This is a genomic window from Klebsiella sp. 10982 (genome assembly GCF_048589245.1).
In the GTDB taxonomy this organism is placed as follows: domain Bacteria; phylum Pseudomonadota; class Gammaproteobacteria; order Enterobacterales; family Enterobacteriaceae; genus Klebsiella; species Klebsiella quasivariicola.
On sequence record NZ_JBMAXV010000029.1, the window covers coordinates 31,976 to 48,503 of the forward strand.

The window sequence follows — 16,528 nt, forward strand, 5'->3', positions numbered from 1 at the left end:
ATGCTATATGGCATCAGTGAGCTGCCTGAAATCATCAGTGAAGCGAATGGCCGACCGGTTTTTAGCGATCGCCATCTTCCCCGCTTCTCTATCTCTTATACTGGTAATATCGTTGGCGTCGCGCTGACCACCGAGGGAGATTGCGGCCTCGACATGGAACTACAGCGCACTGTCCGCAGCCACGACGCCGACAGACAAAATTTCAGTAACAACGAGAATCTGTGGATTAACATTCAACACGATCCGGACGAAGCGCGCACCCAGCTGGTTGCGCTACGCCGCAGCGTGCTGAAACTGACAGGAGAAGCACCGGCGCAACTACAACTGCTGCCGGGCTCTGGCCGCCTGCGTACCGCCGGCAGCCAGCCGATAGAAGCCATCTGTGATGCTGAATCACTTCTCGTCTGGTCGATTGCCGCTACCCCGAATATTGGCCCGCTGAAGGTCTGGGAATATGACGGTAAGGGGGGCGACTGGTGCAGCCTGCCGGATGCCCAGCGGCGCGCGCGCGAGCCCTCGGCGCGCCTGATGCGCTTTACCAGTTTACCCACGGAAAAAACCCTATCCCTCAATTGACCGGTCTCACCGGCATATCATGATAAAAAGGAGCAATCATGTCAGATACTTTGAAAGTGGTTACGTTACTCGGCAGCCTGCGTAAAGGGTCGTTTAATGGAATGGTCGCGCGTACCCTGCCAGGCATCGCGCCTGCGGGTATGGAAATCGCGGCGCTGCCGTCGATCGGTGATATTCCGCTTTACGATGCCGATATGCAGGAGGAAGAAGGATTCCCACAGCGCGTACAGGAGATTGCGCAACAGATCCGTGAGGCGGATGGCGTGGTAATTGTGACTCCCGAATATAACTATTCCGTGCCTGGCGGCCTGAAAAACGCCATCGACTGGCTGTCACGCCTGCCCGAGCAGCCGCTGGCCGGCAAACCGGTTCTGATTCAAACCAGCTCAATGGGCGCCATTGGCGGCGCACGCTGCCAGTATCATCTGCGCCAGATCCTGGTGTTCATGGATGCGATGGTGATGAATAAACCGGAATTTATGGGCGGCGTGATCCAGAACAAAGTGGATCCGCAGTTGGGTGAAGTGGTCGATCAGAGTACTGTCGACCATCTGCGCGGCCAGCTGACCGCCTTTGGAGACTATATTCAGCGCGTGAAAGCGTAAAGATCAAAACTGGCTGGTTCCCTCTCCCACAGGAAGAGGAAACCAGAACTAAAGCCCTTTTCTCAGAAAAGGGCCTGCTGCTTATTTCGCATCAATAAAGACAATTTTCAGCACAAACAGCAGCGAGACGATAATCACGCACGGACTGAGCTCGCGCAGACGGCCGGTGCCGATCTTCATCACGCAGTAGGAAATAAAGCCCAGGGCGATACCTTCGGTGATCGAGAAGCTAAACGGCATCATCACCGCGGTGATGAACGCTGGTACCGCCTCGGTCAGATCGTTCCACTTCACCCGCGCGAGGCTGGAAGTCATCAGCACGCCGACGTAAATCAGCGCACCCGCGGCGGCATAACCAGGAACCATCCCCGCCAGCGGCGACAGGAAGATTACCAGCAGGAACAGGATACCGACGACAACGGCAGTCAGGCCGGTACGCCCGCCCACGGAAACGCCGGAGGAGGATTCGATATAGGCCGTTACCGAAGAGGTACCAATAAAGGAACCAGCAACGGACGACACGCTATCGACGAACAGCGCCTGCTTCATGCGCGGGAACTTACCCTGCGCATCCGCCAGCCCGGCTTTATCGGTGACGCCAATCAGGGTGCCGGAAGAGTCAAACAGGTTAACCAGCATGAACGAGAAGATCACGCCCGCCAGGCCAAGATTCAGCGAACCGGCCAGATCGACCTGACCCACAACCGAGGTCACGCTCGGCGGCGCGGAGACGATGCCGGTGTAGTGCACATCGCCCAGCATCCAGCCCAGCAGGGTAGTCACTACGATAGAAACCAGGACCGCGGCGTGAATGTTACGCGATGCCAGAATCGCGATGATAAAGAAGCCCAGCACGCCCAGCAGTACGCTGTGGGAGGTTAAATGACCAATGCTGACCAGCGTTTCCGGATTAGCGACGATAACCCCGGCGTTTTTCAGGCCCATCATGCCGATAAACAGACCGATCCCACTGGTGATCCCGACGCGCAGGCTAAGCGGAATATTGGCGATCATCCAGTAACGTACGCGGAAGATGGTCAGCAGCAGCAGACCCACGGCGCCCCAGAAGATGGCGCCCATACCGACCTGCCATCGCAAACCCATCGCCTGCACCACTACAAAGGCGAAAAAGGCGTTCAGCCCCATCGCTGGCGCGAGGGCGACCGGCAGGTTCGCAAACAGCCCCATCAGGATACTGCCGAAAGCGGCAATCAGACAGGTGGTCACAAACACGGCGCTGGTATCCATACCCGCCACGCCAAGAATTTGTGGGTTCACGAAGACAATGTACACCATCGTCAGGAACGTGGTGAAACCGGCGATCGCTTCAGTGCGCACCGTGGTGCCATGCTCGCGCAGTTTAAATACGCGCTCCAGCAGACCCTGGCCAGAAGACTGGCTGGTTTGTTGTTGACTCATTATCGGTTTCCGAACGTAAGGAGGGAAAATTCGAGGCTATCCTATACCAAATTACAGCACCAGGCGCGGTTGTATGGTAATTTTTTTCATTTATTTTGCTTATACGGCAACGATTGCGTCGCGGCATTGGGCATTACGAAAACGTTAAACTTGTTAATATGGAAAGGCTATGACTCAACCAGAAGCAGTATTTTTTGACTGTGACGGCACGCTGGTCGACAGTGAGGTGATTTGCTCCCGCGCCTACGTTCACATGTTCCAGGAATTCGGCATTACGCTGGACCTGGCGGAGATTTTTAAGCGCTTCAAAGGGGTAAAACTGTACGAGATTATCGACACCATCAACGCTGAGCATGGGGTTAACCTGCAAAAGGCCACTCTTGAGCCGATTTATCGGGCGGAGGTGGCCCGTCTGTTCGATAGCGAGCTGGAGGTGATTGCCGGAGCCCAGGCGCTGCTGGATGCGGTAAGCGTCCCGATGTGCGTGGTTTCCAATGGTCCGGTCAGTAAGATGCAGCACTCGCTCGGTCGCACCGGCCTGCTGCATCATTTCGCTGACCGCTTGTACAGCGGCTACGATATTCAGCGCTGGAAACCCGATCCGGCGCTGATGTTCCATGCGGCAAACGCCATGCAGGTGAAAGCCGAAAACTGTATCCTGGTGGATGACTCCAGCGCCGGTGCTCAGTCGGGGATTGCCGCCGGCATGGAGGTGTTTTATTTCTGCGCCGATCCGCATAACCAGCCGATCGATCATCCCAAAGTGACGACCTTTACCGATCTGGCAGAGCTGCCGGCATTGTGGAGAGCGCGTGGCTGGGATATCACGCGTTAAGGGCCTGGTGAGCGACACGTTGGCATCGATGTAGCCCCGCTAAGCGTCTGCGCAAGCGGGGAATAGAACCAGCGACTGGTTATGGCTGCAATTCAGTGACTGCCGCCTTATCGGCAATAATCACCAGCGAAGGGTGCAATTTGAGCACTGAAGCCGGCACCTGCTCGCTGACCGGGCCTTCCACCACCTGCTTTAACGCGTGCGCTTTTGCGGCACCGCTGACAATCAGCAATAGATTTTTCGCCGCCATCACGCTTCTCGGCCCCATGGTGACATAGCTGTCCGGTACTGCCGAGATATCCCCGCCCATCTCGCTGTTAGCGACGAGAGCAATCATATTCCCGCGAATCGGCACTTCGACCGTCTGATCATGAAAGCGGGTGGTATTCGGCAGGTTGCCGCAAAAATGGCCGTCGGCACCCAGCCCCAACACCATCAGATCAAGGCCGCCTGCCTCTTCCAGCTGGCGATCGTGCTGCGCAGCGTTCTCCAGCGTCAGCTTGTGAATATTCTCTTCTTTGATCTGTGCCGGGGTAAAAAACAGCTGACGCAGGTTGGAAATGGTTACGCCTTCTCGCGACTGGCCGCGAAAGGGGATCTCATCGAAATTGTAATAGTGCACCCGATCATAGAAGGCTTTGCCTTTCACGGCTGCGGTTAGATGCGCATACATCCGCTTTGGTGTGCTGCCGGCCGTCATCGCCAGATTCACCCGCCGCGGCGCCGTGATATAGCCCAGAACATGATGGCTGGCGACCAGGCTCATCTCTTCATAATCTTCGGTCACAATCATTTTCATCTTGTCGTCCTTCACAAGCACAAAACGGGGGCTGAAGGCCCCCTAACGGTTATTTAAACAGTTTCTGCACAAACTCGGCGTAGGCCGGGCGCCAGACGTCCATTTCATGGTTCAGGCCTGGATACGAGTGATAGTCGAAGTTAATCTTCTGTTTTTCCAGCTCGCTTTTCAGACCAGCAATGTCTTTGCCGGTAACGGAATCTTTTTCTCCGACGACCACGGTAAAGTTGCGCAGTTGCTTATTGATCGCGTCAGGCTGCTTCAGCTGCGCTTCCACGCCGGCATTCGGCACCGTGGTGGTCGTGACACCGCTAAAGGTCGCGAGCCAGCCAAAGCTCTCCAGATGATTCATTCCGGAAACCAGCGCCTGATAACCGCCCTGGGAGAGGCCCGCCAGCGCCCGGCCGTCGGCATCTTTACGCACATTAAACCGGGTATCGATCAGCGGAATAATATCCTGCATCAACTCGTTATCCGCCGCCTGCGCATTAAGTGGATAGAAGGTTTTGCGCCGCTCCTGCGGTGGGAAGTTTTCCGCTATCGCTTCCGGAGTATCGGTTTCGGTATCCGGGACCACCACCAGCATCGGCTTGATTTTGCCCTCCGCCAGCAGGTTATCCATGATTTGCGGGATCCGCCCTTGATCGATGGCCGACAGGCCGCTGTCGCCAAAGCCATGATAGAAATAGAGCACCGGCAGCGGGTCACCGCTTCCGCTATAACCCGGCGGCGTCCAGACATACAGACGACGTTCGGCGTTCAGTGCCTTCGAGTGATAGGTGAGGGTGCGCAGATCGCCGTGCGCGACCGCCCGATCGTCGAGAATACTGCCAGGAACCAGAATCAAACTGGTATTCACCTGGCGCTGCGGCTTTTGATAGCGGCTGCCGGTATCCACCGAGCGGAAGCCATCCACATCGAAATAGTATTCATAGAGATTGGGTTTCATCGGCTCACTTTTCCATGTCCACACCCCCTGAGCCTCTTTGGTCATGTCGTGTGAGACAAAGGAGTCCGGCGTGGCGCCGGTCACTACCGACACCCGCCGGGCATCGGGAGCAAACAGGCGATAAGTGATACTCTTATCCGCGTTAACCTGGGTAATAAAGTGGCTCACCGGCAGGGTGGGATCCGGCATCGCGGGTAATGGCGCCGCCTGGAGGGTAAACGCCGCGCCCGCCAGCGCCAGTGCGAAATAAATTGCATGTCGTTTCATCGTTATTCCTCTTCCGTTGTGTCCGTTCTGTTATCGTCTTACCACCAGATTTCCGCCTGCGCCCCCACGGCAAACTGATCGTTTTTACCGTCTTCAAAAATGCTGGTGGTATTATTCGCGGCCTTATCCAGGTCGATATCCTTCGCTTTAATATAGGTGGCATAGAAGCGAATTTCCGGGCGCGAGGTCAGCATACTGGTATTGACTTTGAAGGTATGGAACAGCGTGGTCTTGTAGCCGGACTCGTTATATTTCTTGCCGGAAACATCTTTGTTTTGCTGTTTGAAGTATCCCAGCTCGACGCCAGTCTGGTTGTATTTATCCCAGATATAAGCCGGCCGCAGGACCGTGCGAATGGATTCAAAATCGGAGTGGGCTCCGGTCTCGTAGCTATAGACGTCGTTACCAAAGGAGTAGACGATGGCATTCGCCATAATGACGTCATCGCGTAAATAGGTTTCCCCCTGCGAGGTTAAGCGCACAGCGGTGCCATTGGTATGGTCGCCATAATAGCGGCCGTTAAAGGTGGTATAGGGGCTGGATCCGGCATAGCGCGAGAAGCTGCTGGCAATAGAGTTATTGGCCAGTAAGAAAGAGAATTCGTTAAAGCCGCCGTTAGCCCATTTCTGCGTTAACGAGGTACCCGCCATCCAGGTATCTTTCCATGGATAATAGCCTTCATTGCCCTCTTTATATTTCTCTGATGAACTTTCATTGGCGGCAACATAGCGTCCGCTAACCATCAGGCTGGCTTTATCCCACAGCGGGATCTCTTTGTAACGGATATCCAGAGTATTGGTGTTAATTTGCTGCTTATTGCTCAAAGAACGGTCGTAATCATCGACATCTTCGCGAATCAACGCGATATCGAATTTCCCGGCGCCTACCTGCCAGTTTTCCAGCCCCACGCCGGCCGCCGCATCGGTTCTCTGCGTTTTCCAGTCCAGCATCTGAATTTCGATTTTTGGCGCGCCGTGTTTACCGACCCAGAAATCAGCTTCCGGCGCAAACGGCAGGAACCCTTTGGTGTTAACGTACATATCCGAGAACTGAATGTAGTTTTCGCCGCCGGCGTTGTCCCCAAACCAGCCAGTGGAGTACTGCTGGCCAACGTTCCCGTCGAGCATCACGATGGCATCGACGCGTTTATCGCCTTCCTGAAATACCCGCTGCTTCAGCTGCAGATCGAACCAGCCGGAATATTCGTTGCCCAGACGGCCAAGCGAGCCAATCGCCCATGATTTTGGCGATCCGTGCGAAGCGGTGCCCCAGCCCGAACGAAAGTAGCCGTTATAGCTAAAGCCAATTTCATCTTTCACGAACTTGCTAAAATCTTTCAGCGTCATCGCGCTATAGGCTGGCGCGCCGTCGGTGGCAGGTTGTTGATTTTTAACCAGCACCGCATCCGGTTTAACCGCCGTTTTCAGCCCGGTGGCCGCCACCCCGGTCTTACGCTTCTGACCTTCCTCTGGCGGAGACCATGAGGCCCAGATCTGCTCTCTTTTTTTCTCCTGGTCCTGATATTTTTTGAGTTCCTTTTGCGTATCTTTGAGCGCTTTTTCCAGCAGTTCAAGCCGTTGTTCCACCGTCAACGGGCTTGCCAGCAGGTGGGTTGAATAACAAAGCGGTGCCAGCAATATCATCGCCGAAGCGATCCTGTTTTTTCTCATCATAATATTCCCTTATATAATCATTGGCGTAAATAAAACACGACAGCAACCCCTATTCCGCGCCAGTGCTAATAGCCGTATCCATACCGTTTGATGTCGCAATAGCTGTTATTTTTGCAGTTAGACAAAAGCAAAAAAAAACCTGAAGAAGACGATCTGTCTTAACAGATAATCCTCTTCAGGTTTTGCCCGCACATCGCGGTAGCAACCCTCATTCAGCCATTATTGGCCCGCATAAAACAAAAAAACCTGATACCGCCGCCGTGGGGGCAATATCAGGTTTTGCCTGCTGTCGCAGTCACAATCCGTTTAAACCATCCTGAGCGTTAGCGCTCAGTCAGTGGAAGCTGATTGTTACGCGATAAAATGAAGAACTCAAATGGCCAGCCTGTTAATTGTGACGATACTCTCAGCAATCTCGTGGCTTCTGGCTAAATCATATTTAATCCTGATAAATTTATTTACCAGGATTAAACAGAATGATTATTACTCTTTCGGATCTTTACCGGCAAGCAGTTTATCCAGCTCATCGCCGCCAACGTGACGGAAATCCTGACCTTTAACGAAGTAGAAAATATATTCGCAGATATTCTGGCAGCGATCGCCGATACGCTCGATAGAACGTGCGCAGAACAGCGCCGTCAGGACGCTGGGGATAGTGCGCGAGTCTTCCATCATGTAGGTCATCAGCTGACGCACGATGCCTTCATACTCCTGGTCGACTTTCTTATCTTCGCGGTAGATACGTACCGCTTCGTCGAGATCCATACGCGCAAACGCATCCAGCACGTCATGCAGCATCTGCACCGTGTGGCGGCCCAGCGATTCAAGGCTCACCAGCAGCGGCTGGTGCTGCTGGGAAAACTTCTCCAGCGCGGTGCGGCAGATTTTATCCGCCACGTCGCCAATGCGTTCCAGCTCAGCGATAGTCTTGATGATCGCCATCACCAGGCGCAGGTCGCTGGCGGTCGGCTGGCGCTTGGCGATGATGCGCACGCACGCTTCATCGATCGCCACTTCCATCATGTTGACCTGTTTGTCGCCGTCAATCACGCGTTTCGCCAGATCGCTGTCCTGGTTATGCATGGCGGTGATCGCATCAGAAAGCTGCTGCTCCACCAGCCCCCCCATGGTCATCACCTGGGTGCGGATATACTCCAGTTCAGCGTTGAACTGGCCGGAAATATGTTTGTTAAGATTTAGGTTGTCCATGGTGTCTCCTGATTGCCCAACTGGTGAGAGCCTGAAAGCACAAGGGCAAATCAACCGTAGCGGCCAGTAATATAATCTTCAGTTTGTTTCTTCGCGGGCTTGGTGAACAGGTCATCCGTGTTGCTGAACTCAATCAGCTCGCCAAGATACATAAATGCCGTATGGTCGGAACAACGCGCAGCCTGCTGCATGTTATGAGTTACGATAACGACGGTGTAATCCTGCTTCAGCTCGGTGATCAGCTCTTCGATACGCCCGGTGGAGATCGGGTCCAGCGCGGAGCACGGCTCATCAAGCAGCAAAACTTCCGGGCGGATCGCGATACCGCGGGCAATACACAGGCGCTGCTGCTGACCACCGGAGAGAGAATACCCGCTCTGGTGCAGTTTATCTTTGGTTTCGTTCCATAGTGCGGCTTTGGTCAGCGCCCACTGCACGCGCTCATCCATATCGGCACGGGACAGTTTTTCAAACAGGCGCACGCCGAAGGCGATATTGTCGTAAATAGACATCGGGAACGGCGTCGGCTTCTGGAATACCATGCCAACCTTAGCGCGCAACAGGGCGATATCCTGGGTGTTGGTCAGAATGTTATCGCCATCCAGCAGGATCTCACCTTCCGCGCGCTGCTCCGGATACAGTTCAAACATCTTGTTGAACGTGCGCAGCAGGGTGGATTTACCACAGCCTGACGGACCGATAAACGCCGTTACCTGGTTTTTAGTGATATCCAGGTTGATGTTCTTCAGGGCATGGAATTTGCCGTAGTAGAAGTTCAGGTTACGAACTGAAATCTTACCCGGAGCTGTATTCACCATACTCATCTCAATCTCTTCCTCATTCAGCGCAGCAGTTGCTGCGCCGCAAAAATTAACCGTGTTTCTTCTTGGCGAAGATAACGCGCGCCAGGATGTTCAGCAGCAAGACGCACAGGGTGATAATCAATACCCCGGCCCATGCCAGTTGCTGCCATTCCGCAAACGGACTCATGGCAAATTTGAAAATGGTCACCGGCAGGTTGGCAATCGGCTGCATCATGTCGGTGCTCCAGAACTGGTTGGACAGCGCGGTGAACAGCAGGGGTGCCGTTTCCCCGGCGATACGGGCGATAGCCAGCAGGATCCCGGTCATAATCCCCGAGACGGACGCTTTCAGGGTGATCGCCGAGATCATTTTCCACTTCGGCGTCCCCAGCGCATAGGCCGCTTCACGCAGGCTATCCGGCACCAGCTTCAGCATGTTTTCGGTGGTACGAATCACGATAGGTACCTGCAGCAGCGCCAGCGCGATAACGCCCGCCCAGCCCGAGAAGTGCTGCATCTGCGCCACCACGATGGTGTAGACGAACAGACCGACCACGATAGACGGCGCGGATAGCAGAATATCGTTAATAAAACGGATGATTTCCGCCAGTACCGACTTACGGCCGTACTCTGCCAGATAGATACCTGCCATGATCCCCAGCGGCGTACCAAAGACGGTTGCCCACAGGATCAGCAGGCCGCTGCCTGCGAGGGCGTTGGCCAAGCCACCGCCCGCCGTATTCGGCGGTGGCGTCATTTCGGTGAACAGCGCCAGACTCATGCCATCGAAACCGCGGGTTATCGTCGCCATCAGGATCCAGATAAGCCAGAACAAACCAAACGCCATAGTGGCTATCGAGAGCGCCAGAGCGATACGGTTTTTCATGCGGCGTTTGGCCTGCATCTTGCGGCGGGATTCCGCCAGCTCGGCGGTGGTTTGCAATTCAATGGTCGCCATTAGCGTGCCCCCTCATTCTTCGCGAGGCGCATAATCATAAACTTCGACGCCGCCAGAACGATAAAGGTGATAACGAACAGGATCAGACCCAGTTCCATGAGCGCCGCCACGTGCAGGCCGGTTTCCGCTTCGGCGAACTCATTAGCCAGCGCGGAGGTAATACTGTTCCCCGGCATATACAACGAGATGCTGTCGAGCTGGTAGGTGTTGCCGATGATAAAGGTGACCGCCATGGTTTCACCCAGCGCGCGGCCCAGACCGAGCATCACCCCGCCGATCACCCCGTTTTTAGTGAACGGTAAAACGATGCGCCAGATCACCTCCCAGGTGGTGCAGCCGATGCCATAGGCCGACTCTTTCATCATCACCGGGGTCTGCTCGAAAACATCGCGCATGACCGCGGCGATGTAAGGGATGATCATGATGGCCAGAATGACGCCAGCGGCGAGAATACCGATACCAAAAGCCGGGCCGGCAAACAGCGCGCCGACGAACGGGATGGTCGACAGGACGTTGCCGACCGGCTCCTGGAAGTAAGTCGCAAACAATGGGGCGAAAATAAACAGGCCCCACATGCCGTACACAATACTCGGGATCGCCGCCAGCAGCTCAATCGCAATCCCCAGCGGGCGCTTGAGCCAGGCGGGGGACAGTTCGGTCAAAAACAGCGCAATGCCGAAACTCACCGGAACGGCGATCAGCAGGGCGATAAAAGAGGTGACCAGGGTTCCGTAAATCGGGACCAGCGCGCCGAAGATCTCGTTAGGCGCATCCCACTCTTTGGTCCACAAAAAGGCAAAGCCAAACTTTTGAATGCTCGGCCAGGAAGAGATGATCAGGGAAACGATGATGCCGCCCAGCATCAATAGCACAATCAGCGCAGCCAGTTTTACCAGCGCACTGAATATCATGTCACCCTTTTTCCCCGGAGGGGTAAATGCAGGCTTGGTTGCAGCCATAGATTACTCTTTACGTATTAAAACTTGTTCGAATAAATGCCCGGTGGCGTTGGCTCCCGGGCCTACAGTCTGAACCGTAGGGCGGGCAGCGCCTGAACGCCCCCGCCATCTTCGTCAAAAATCTACTGTTAGTACAGCGCTTTACCGCTGCTGTCTTTGACGTTGGTTTTCCATGCCGCGCGAACCTGCTCTACCACGCTTTCCGGAAGTGTCGCGTAATCCAGCGCATTCGCTTCTTTCCCGCCGTTTTTATACGCCCAGTCGAAGAACTTCAGCACTTCAGCGGTCTGTTCCGGCTTGTTCGTCGCCTTATGTACCAGGATGAAGGTGGTTGAGGTGATCGGCCATGCATTTTCGCCTTTCTGGTTGGTCAGGTCCTGAGCGAAAGATTTGCTCCAGTCAACGCCTTTTGCGGCGTTAGCGAAGTTGTCTTCAGTCGGGCTAACCGGCTTGCCATCGGCAGAAACCAGCCTGGTGTAGGCCAGGTTGTTTTGCTTGGCGTAAGCGTATTCGACGTAACCAATCGAGCCCGGCAGACGCTGAACAAAGGCGGCGATACCGTCGTTGCCTTTACCGCCCAGACCGGTTGGCCAGTTAACGGTAGAGCCGGCGCCGATTTTCGATTTCCACTCTTCATTCACTTTGGACAGGTAGCTGGTGAAGACGAAGGAGGTACCGGAACCATCGGCGCGGCGGACCACAGCGATGTTCTGCGACGGCAGCTTCAGGCCCGGGTTGAGTTTAGCGATCGCTTCGTCATCCCATTTTTTAATTTTACCCAGGTAGATATCGCCCAGGGTTTTGCCATCCAGCACCAGTTCGCCGGATTTCACGCCAGGCAGGTTAACCGCCAGTACCACGCCGCCAATCACGGTCGGGAACTGGAACAGGCCTTCCTGGGTCAGTTTGTCATCAGCCAGCGGAGCATCAGAAGCACCGAAATCAACGGTGTTGGCAATAATCTGCTTAACGCCACCAGAGGAACCAATACCCTGGTAGTTCACTTTATTGCCCGTTTCTTTCTGATAGGTGTCAGCCCATTTGGCATACACCGGCGCAGGGAAAGTTGCGCCTGCGCCAGTCAGGCTTGCTGCTGCGAAGGCAGAGAAAGCGCTCATCGATAAGGTCGCGGCGACAACTGTTGCGACGGTGGTACGCATAACGTTCATAATGTCTCCTGCTGGGATTCGTAAATCATTGTTTCGAGGCTATGGTGAGCAAAATAGGTCAAAGAGGTGACAGTAAAATGTACGAATTATGACAGTTTTATGACAGGTCGAAAGAAGGGATTTTACAGCAAATAATACGCTTATAACTCAGAAGGTTATCAGCAAGCATGACCGTGCAATGACAGAATAATTTTCTTTTTATGACAGCAAAATCGAACCGCAAAACGATCGTTTGTCATCTACCGCCAGTCAAAATATTGCGCACAAAATCGATGACAAACAGCAGGTGAAAATAAAAAAGGGCCGCCGTCGGCAGCCCTTTGCAAGACAGGATGCTTTACTCAACCGTGACCGATTTCGCCAGGTTACGCGGCTGGTCAACGTCAGTGCCTTTGATCAGCGCGACGTGATAAGCCAACAGCTGCAGCGGTACCGTATAGAAGATTGGGGCAATCGTCTCTTCGACATGCGGCATCTCAATGATGTGCATATTGTCGCTACCGTTGAAGCCAGCCTCACCGTCGGCAAAGACATACAGCTCACCGCCGCGGGCACGAACCTCTTCGATGTTGGATTTCAGTTTTTCCAGCAGCTCGTTGTTCGGCGCCACCACGATCACCGGCATTTCCGCATCAATCAGCGCCAGCGGGCCATGTTTCAGCTCACCTGCCGCATAGGCTTCCGCGTGAATGTAAGAGATCTCTTTCAGCTTCAGCGCCCCTTCCATGGCGATCGGGTACTGATCGCCACGGCCGAGGAATAGCGCATGGTGCTTATCTGAGAAACGCTCTGCCAGCTGCTCAATACGCTTGTCCTGGGAGAGCATCTGCTCAATACGGTTCGGCAGGGCCTGCAGGCCGTGTACGATATCATGCTCGATAGACGCATCCTGACCTTTCAGTCGCGCCAGTTTCGCCACCAACATCAACAGCACGGTTAGCTGAGTGGTAAAGGCTTTGGTCGAGGCCACGCCGATTTCCGTTCCGGCTTTGGTCATCAGCGCCAGGTCAGACTCACGTACCAGCGACGAACCCGCCACGTTGCAGATGGCCAGTGAACCAAGATAGCCAAGCTCTTTAGAGAGGCGCAGCGCCGCCAGGGTATCGGCGGTTTCACCGGACTGGGAGAGGGTGATCATCAGGCTATTGCGACGCACCGCGGACTTGCGATAGCGGAACTCGGAGGCGATTTCCACATCGCACGGTACGCCGGCTAACGCTTCAAACCAGTAGCGGGAGACCATTCCGGAGTTATAGGAGGTCCCGCAGGCAACTATCTGAATATGTTCAACCTGAGCCAGCATTTCATTGGCGTTCGGCCCCAGCTCGCTGAGATCCACTTCGCCATGGCTGATGCGCCCGGTCAGGGTGTTCTTAATCGCATTCGGCTGCTCGAAAATCTCTTTCTGCATATAGTGACGGTAGATACCTTTATCGCCAGCGTCATACTGCAGATTGGATTCGATCTCCTGGCGCTTCACTTGTGCACCGGACTTATCAAAGATCACCACCGAACGACGAGTCACTTCGGCAATATCGCCTTCTTCCAGGAAGATGAAGCGGCGGGTAACCGGCAGCAATGCCAGCTGGTCGGAGGCGATAAAGTTTTCGCCCATGCCCAGGCCAATCACCAGCGGGCTACCGGAGCGGGCCGCCAGCAGGGTTCCCGGGTCACGGGTATCCATGATCACCGTACCGTAGGCGCCGCGCAGCTGCGGAATCGTGCGCAGGACAGCTTCTCGCAAGGTACCGCCTTGTTCCAGCTCCCAGTGCACCAGATGGGCGATAACTTCGGTATCGGTCTCGGTGACAAAGACATAGCCGCGAGACTGCAGCAGGGCGCGCAGCGGCTCGTGGTTTTCGATGATCCCGTTATGAACCACTACAATGTGTTCAGAAACATGCGGATGCGCATTGCCCTCAGACGGTTCGCCGTGCGTCGCCCAGCGAGTATGGGCGATCCCGGTACCACCGTGTAACGGTTGCTCTTCTACCGCCTGAGCCAGCATCTGGACTTTACCCAGGCGACGCACGCGGGTCATATGACCTTCGCTGTCGACCACCGCCAGACCGGCAGAGTCATAGCCACGGTATTCCAGACGACGTAAACCTTCGAGAAGGATTTCAGCAATATCACGCTGCGCGACTGCGCCAACAATTCCACACATAGTTAAATTTCCTGATAATGGCGATATGCCATGCGTTGTCGCTGACCTGTATTTGCCCGTTTTCCGGGCGCCCCGAGCCTTGTAGAGAGTGGGGTTATTGTTATGGTACTGCCTGCGGACGGGGATCTATGTTGACCCTCTCATCCTAGTTCGCCGGGTGTTGTTCACCCCCGGCGACAATCCTGCTTACTTCTTTTTCACCGGACGCTGCCAGCCCTGCTTATGGACCTGCGGCACGCGGCTTAATACCAGTTCGTTATCGGCAATGTTGCGGGTAACGGTGGTGCCGGCGGCGATAGTGACGCCATTGCCCACAGTGACCGGGGCCACCAGCTGGGTATCTGAGCCGACAAAAACATCATCGCCAATAATCGTTTTATGCTTGTTCGCACCATCGTAGTTGCAGGTGATGGTGCCCGCGCCGATATTGACGTTATCACCGATCTCCGCATCGCCCAGGTAGGTCAGATGACCCGCCTTGGAACCTTTGCCGAGACGCGCTTTTTTCATTTCCACGAAGTTGCCAACGTGAGCGCCTTCCAGCAGTTCGGCACCCGGACGCAGACGGGCAAATGGGCCGATGGTACAGGCAGCCTGCAGCTGGGCATCTTCCACCACGCTGTAGGGACTGATTTCGCAGTCATCGCCGATGGTGCTGTTTTTGATCACGCAGCCAGCGCCGATTTTCACACGGTCGCCCAGTACCACGTTGCCTTCCAGAATAACGTTAGTATCGATCTCCACATCGCGCCCGTGCTGCAGCGTACCGCGCAGATCGAAACGCGCCGGATCGCGCAACATTACGCCCGCCAGCAGCAGTTTTTCCGCCTGCTCAGCCTGGTAGACGCGCTCCAGACGCGCAAGCTGCAGGCGATTGTTGACGCCTTCGACCTCGCTCAGGCGCTGCGGATGCACCGCAACGATCTCATGGCCTTCCTGATGTGCCATGGCAATGATATCGGTGATGTAGTATTCGCCCTGGGCATTGTTATTGGTAAGCTTCGCCAGCCAGCGCTTCAGATCGGCTCCGCCGGCGATCAAGATGCCGGTGTTAATTTCCTGAATCTGGCGCTGCGCTTCGCTGGCATCTTTGTGCTCAACGATACCCGTCACCTGGCCATTTTCACGGGTAATGCGGCCGTAGCCCGTTGGGTCATCCAGCTTCACCGTTAGCAAACCAATCCCACCCTGTGGTTTCGCAGCGCGCAGGCGCTGTAGCGTCTCAACGGAGATCAGCGGCACGTCACCATAGAGCATCAGGATGTCTTCATCATCATTGAAGAACGGCGCCGCCTGCTGCATGGCGTGCCCGGTACCGAGCTGCTCGGCCTGCAGCACCCAGTTCAGGTTGTCTTCATGCAGCGTCTGACGCAGCAAATCGCCACCGTGGCCATACACCAGATGTACCGCACTGGCGCCTAAATCGTTAGCAGCATCAATGACATGCTGCACCATTGGCTTCCCGGCCAGGGTATGCAGCACCTTAGGAAGATCGGAATACATGCGGGTCCCTTTGCCTGCGGCAAGGATAACCACGCTCATCGCACTATTTGACATACTCATCCTGACGGTAGTTAGAACGAAAAGTAAAAGCCTTTCACGTTGAAATTTCTACATATTTTTCATCATAAAACGAGACGTGGAGAAAACGTCCAGGCTCACAGCTATCCACCATTTTATGACGCTAATTTTGACCACTGCAAATCAGTTTAACGCTGAAAAAGGAGGGTAGGGAGGGTAATCATTGACTATCTCACTGCTTTTGCTGTTTTTTCGCCACCTGAATAAAGCAGCGGCGGCAGGCAGGTTCAGGCATCCACAGCGGGAAGAACCATGATAAATAGTCGCCAGTCTCTGGCAGGGGAGGGCGGTAAAGTGATTGATGGTATCTATAAAAAACGAAAGGCCACCGTCAGGTGACCTTATTTTCCCGGTTGCACATTGCCTGTGTTGTCGTTTTGATGGGCGATACGTCGTGTAAGCGGGTGGAGATAGCGCGGAACTTAGAAGCTCAGTACGCTAAATTTGGCGATGATTTTATGAAACAGTTTCATGATGATTTCCTGACGCAGGTGCAGTTTAATAACGTTCTTTTTTTGTGATGTACATCACATAAAAAAGAGTCTACGCCTCCTCATTT

At 54.6% G+C, this 16,528-nt stretch carries 14 protein-coding genes; 3 read left to right on the forward strand and 11 right to left on the reverse strand.

The window, feature by feature from the left end; all coding sequences use genetic code 11:
• Together ACKLKD_RS19580 and ACKLKD_RS19585 are read left to right on the forward strand one after the other, a co-directional pair.
• A complete protein-coding gene (locus tag ACKLKD_RS19580; protein WP_165931894.1) occupies positions 1 to 576 on the forward strand; it encodes a 4'-phosphopantetheinyl transferase family protein in 576 nt (191 codons plus the stop codon).
• Positions 577 to 614: 38 nt separating this feature from the next.
• Positions 615 to 1,181 carry an NADPH-dependent FMN reductase gene (locus ACKLKD_RS19585; RefSeq protein ID WP_025711360.1) on the forward strand — a complete coding sequence of 189 codons (567 nt, stop codon included), beginning with the start codon at positions 615 to 617 and terminating at the stop codon, positions 1,179 to 1,181.
• A gap of 81 nt (positions 1,182 to 1,262) precedes the next feature.
• On the opposite strand, the gene ACKLKD_RS19590 is transcribed toward ACKLKD_RS19585, so the two are convergent.
• The gene (locus tag ACKLKD_RS19590) at positions 1,263 to 2,600 is read right to left on the reverse strand and encodes an NCS2 family permease (RefSeq protein ID WP_087805737.1); all 1,338 of its coding nucleotides are present in this window, start codon (positions 2,598 to 2,600) and stop codon (positions 1,263 to 1,265) included.
• 169 nt (positions 2,601 to 2,769) lie between these two features.
• On the opposite strand from ACKLKD_RS19590, the gene yieH reads away from it, so the two are divergent.
• Positions 2,770 to 3,435: a 6-phosphogluconate phosphatase gene (yieH, locus tag ACKLKD_RS19595; RefSeq protein WP_080897974.1), complete on the forward strand. Its 666-nt coding sequence runs from the start codon at positions 2,770 to 2,772 to the stop codon at positions 3,433 to 3,435.
• A gap of 79 nt (positions 3,436 to 3,514) precedes the next feature.
• Here the strand turns inward: yieH and ACKLKD_RS19600 are convergent, their stop codons facing one another.
• The 10 genes from ACKLKD_RS19600 to glmU all read right to left on the reverse strand — a co-directional run bounded on the left by ACKLKD_RS19600 (position 3,515) and on the right by glmU (position 15,945).
• Complete coding sequence (locus tag ACKLKD_RS19600) at positions 3,515 to 4,234, reverse strand: glucosamine-6-phosphate deaminase (RefSeq protein WP_025711363.1); 720 nt, start codon at positions 4,232 to 4,234, stop codon at positions 3,515 to 3,517.
• Positions 4,235 to 4,283: 49 nt separating this feature from the next.
• Positions 4,284 to 5,450 carry an alpha/beta hydrolase-fold protein gene (locus ACKLKD_RS19605; protein ID WP_025711364.1) on the reverse strand — a complete coding sequence of 389 codons (1,167 nt, stop codon included), beginning with the start codon at positions 5,448 to 5,450 and terminating at the stop codon, positions 4,284 to 4,286.
• Between the two features lie 38 nt (positions 5,451 to 5,488).
• Positions 5,489 to 7,123 (reverse strand): carbohydrate porin, encoded by a 1,635-nt coding sequence (locus ACKLKD_RS19610; protein ID WP_025711365.1) that lies wholly within the window; start codon positions 7,121 to 7,123, stop codon positions 5,489 to 5,491.
• Between the two features lie 483 nt (positions 7,124 to 7,606).
• A complete protein-coding gene (phoU, locus tag ACKLKD_RS19615; RefSeq protein ID WP_004145007.1) occupies positions 7,607 to 8,332 on the reverse strand; it encodes a phosphate signaling complex protein PhoU in 726 nt (241 codons plus the stop codon).
• A gap of 50 nt (positions 8,333 to 8,382) precedes the next feature.
• Positions 8,383 to 9,156: a phosphate ABC transporter ATP-binding protein PstB gene (pstB, locus tag ACKLKD_RS19620; protein WP_004145006.1), complete on the reverse strand. Its 774-nt coding sequence runs from the start codon at positions 9,154 to 9,156 to the stop codon at positions 8,383 to 8,385.
• A 46-nt stretch (positions 9,157 to 9,202) separates the two neighbouring features.
• Positions 9,203 to 10,093, reverse strand: a complete 891-nt coding sequence (pstA, locus tag ACKLKD_RS19625) for a phosphate ABC transporter permease PstA (protein ID WP_025711366.1) — start codon at positions 10,091 to 10,093, stop codon at positions 9,203 to 9,205.
• Complete coding sequence (gene pstC, locus ACKLKD_RS19630) at positions 10,093 to 11,052, reverse strand: phosphate ABC transporter permease PstC (protein ID WP_004145004.1); 960 nt, start codon at positions 11,050 to 11,052, stop codon at positions 10,093 to 10,095. The genes pstA and pstC overlap by 1 nt, the downstream gene beginning before the upstream one ends.
• A 128-nt stretch (positions 11,053 to 11,180) precedes the next feature.
• Entirely contained in the window at positions 11,181 to 12,221 is a 1,041-nt protein-coding gene (gene pstS, locus ACKLKD_RS19635; RefSeq protein WP_025711367.1) for a phosphate ABC transporter substrate-binding protein PstS, read from the reverse strand.
• A 337-nt stretch (positions 12,222 to 12,558) separates the two neighbouring features.
• Positions 12,559 to 14,388 (reverse strand): glutamine--fructose-6-phosphate transaminase (isomerizing), encoded by a 1,830-nt coding sequence (glmS, locus tag ACKLKD_RS19640; protein WP_025711368.1) that lies wholly within the window; start codon positions 14,386 to 14,388, stop codon positions 12,559 to 12,561.
• 186 nt (positions 14,389 to 14,574) lie between these two features.
• On the reverse strand, positions 14,575 to 15,945 hold the full coding sequence (gene glmU / locus ACKLKD_RS19645) for a bifunctional UDP-N-acetylglucosamine diphosphorylase/glucosamine-1-phosphate N-acetyltransferase GlmU (protein WP_025711369.1): 1,371 nt from the start codon (positions 15,943 to 15,945) through the stop codon (positions 14,575 to 14,577).
• Positions 15,946 to 16,528 lie beyond the last annotated feature (583 nt).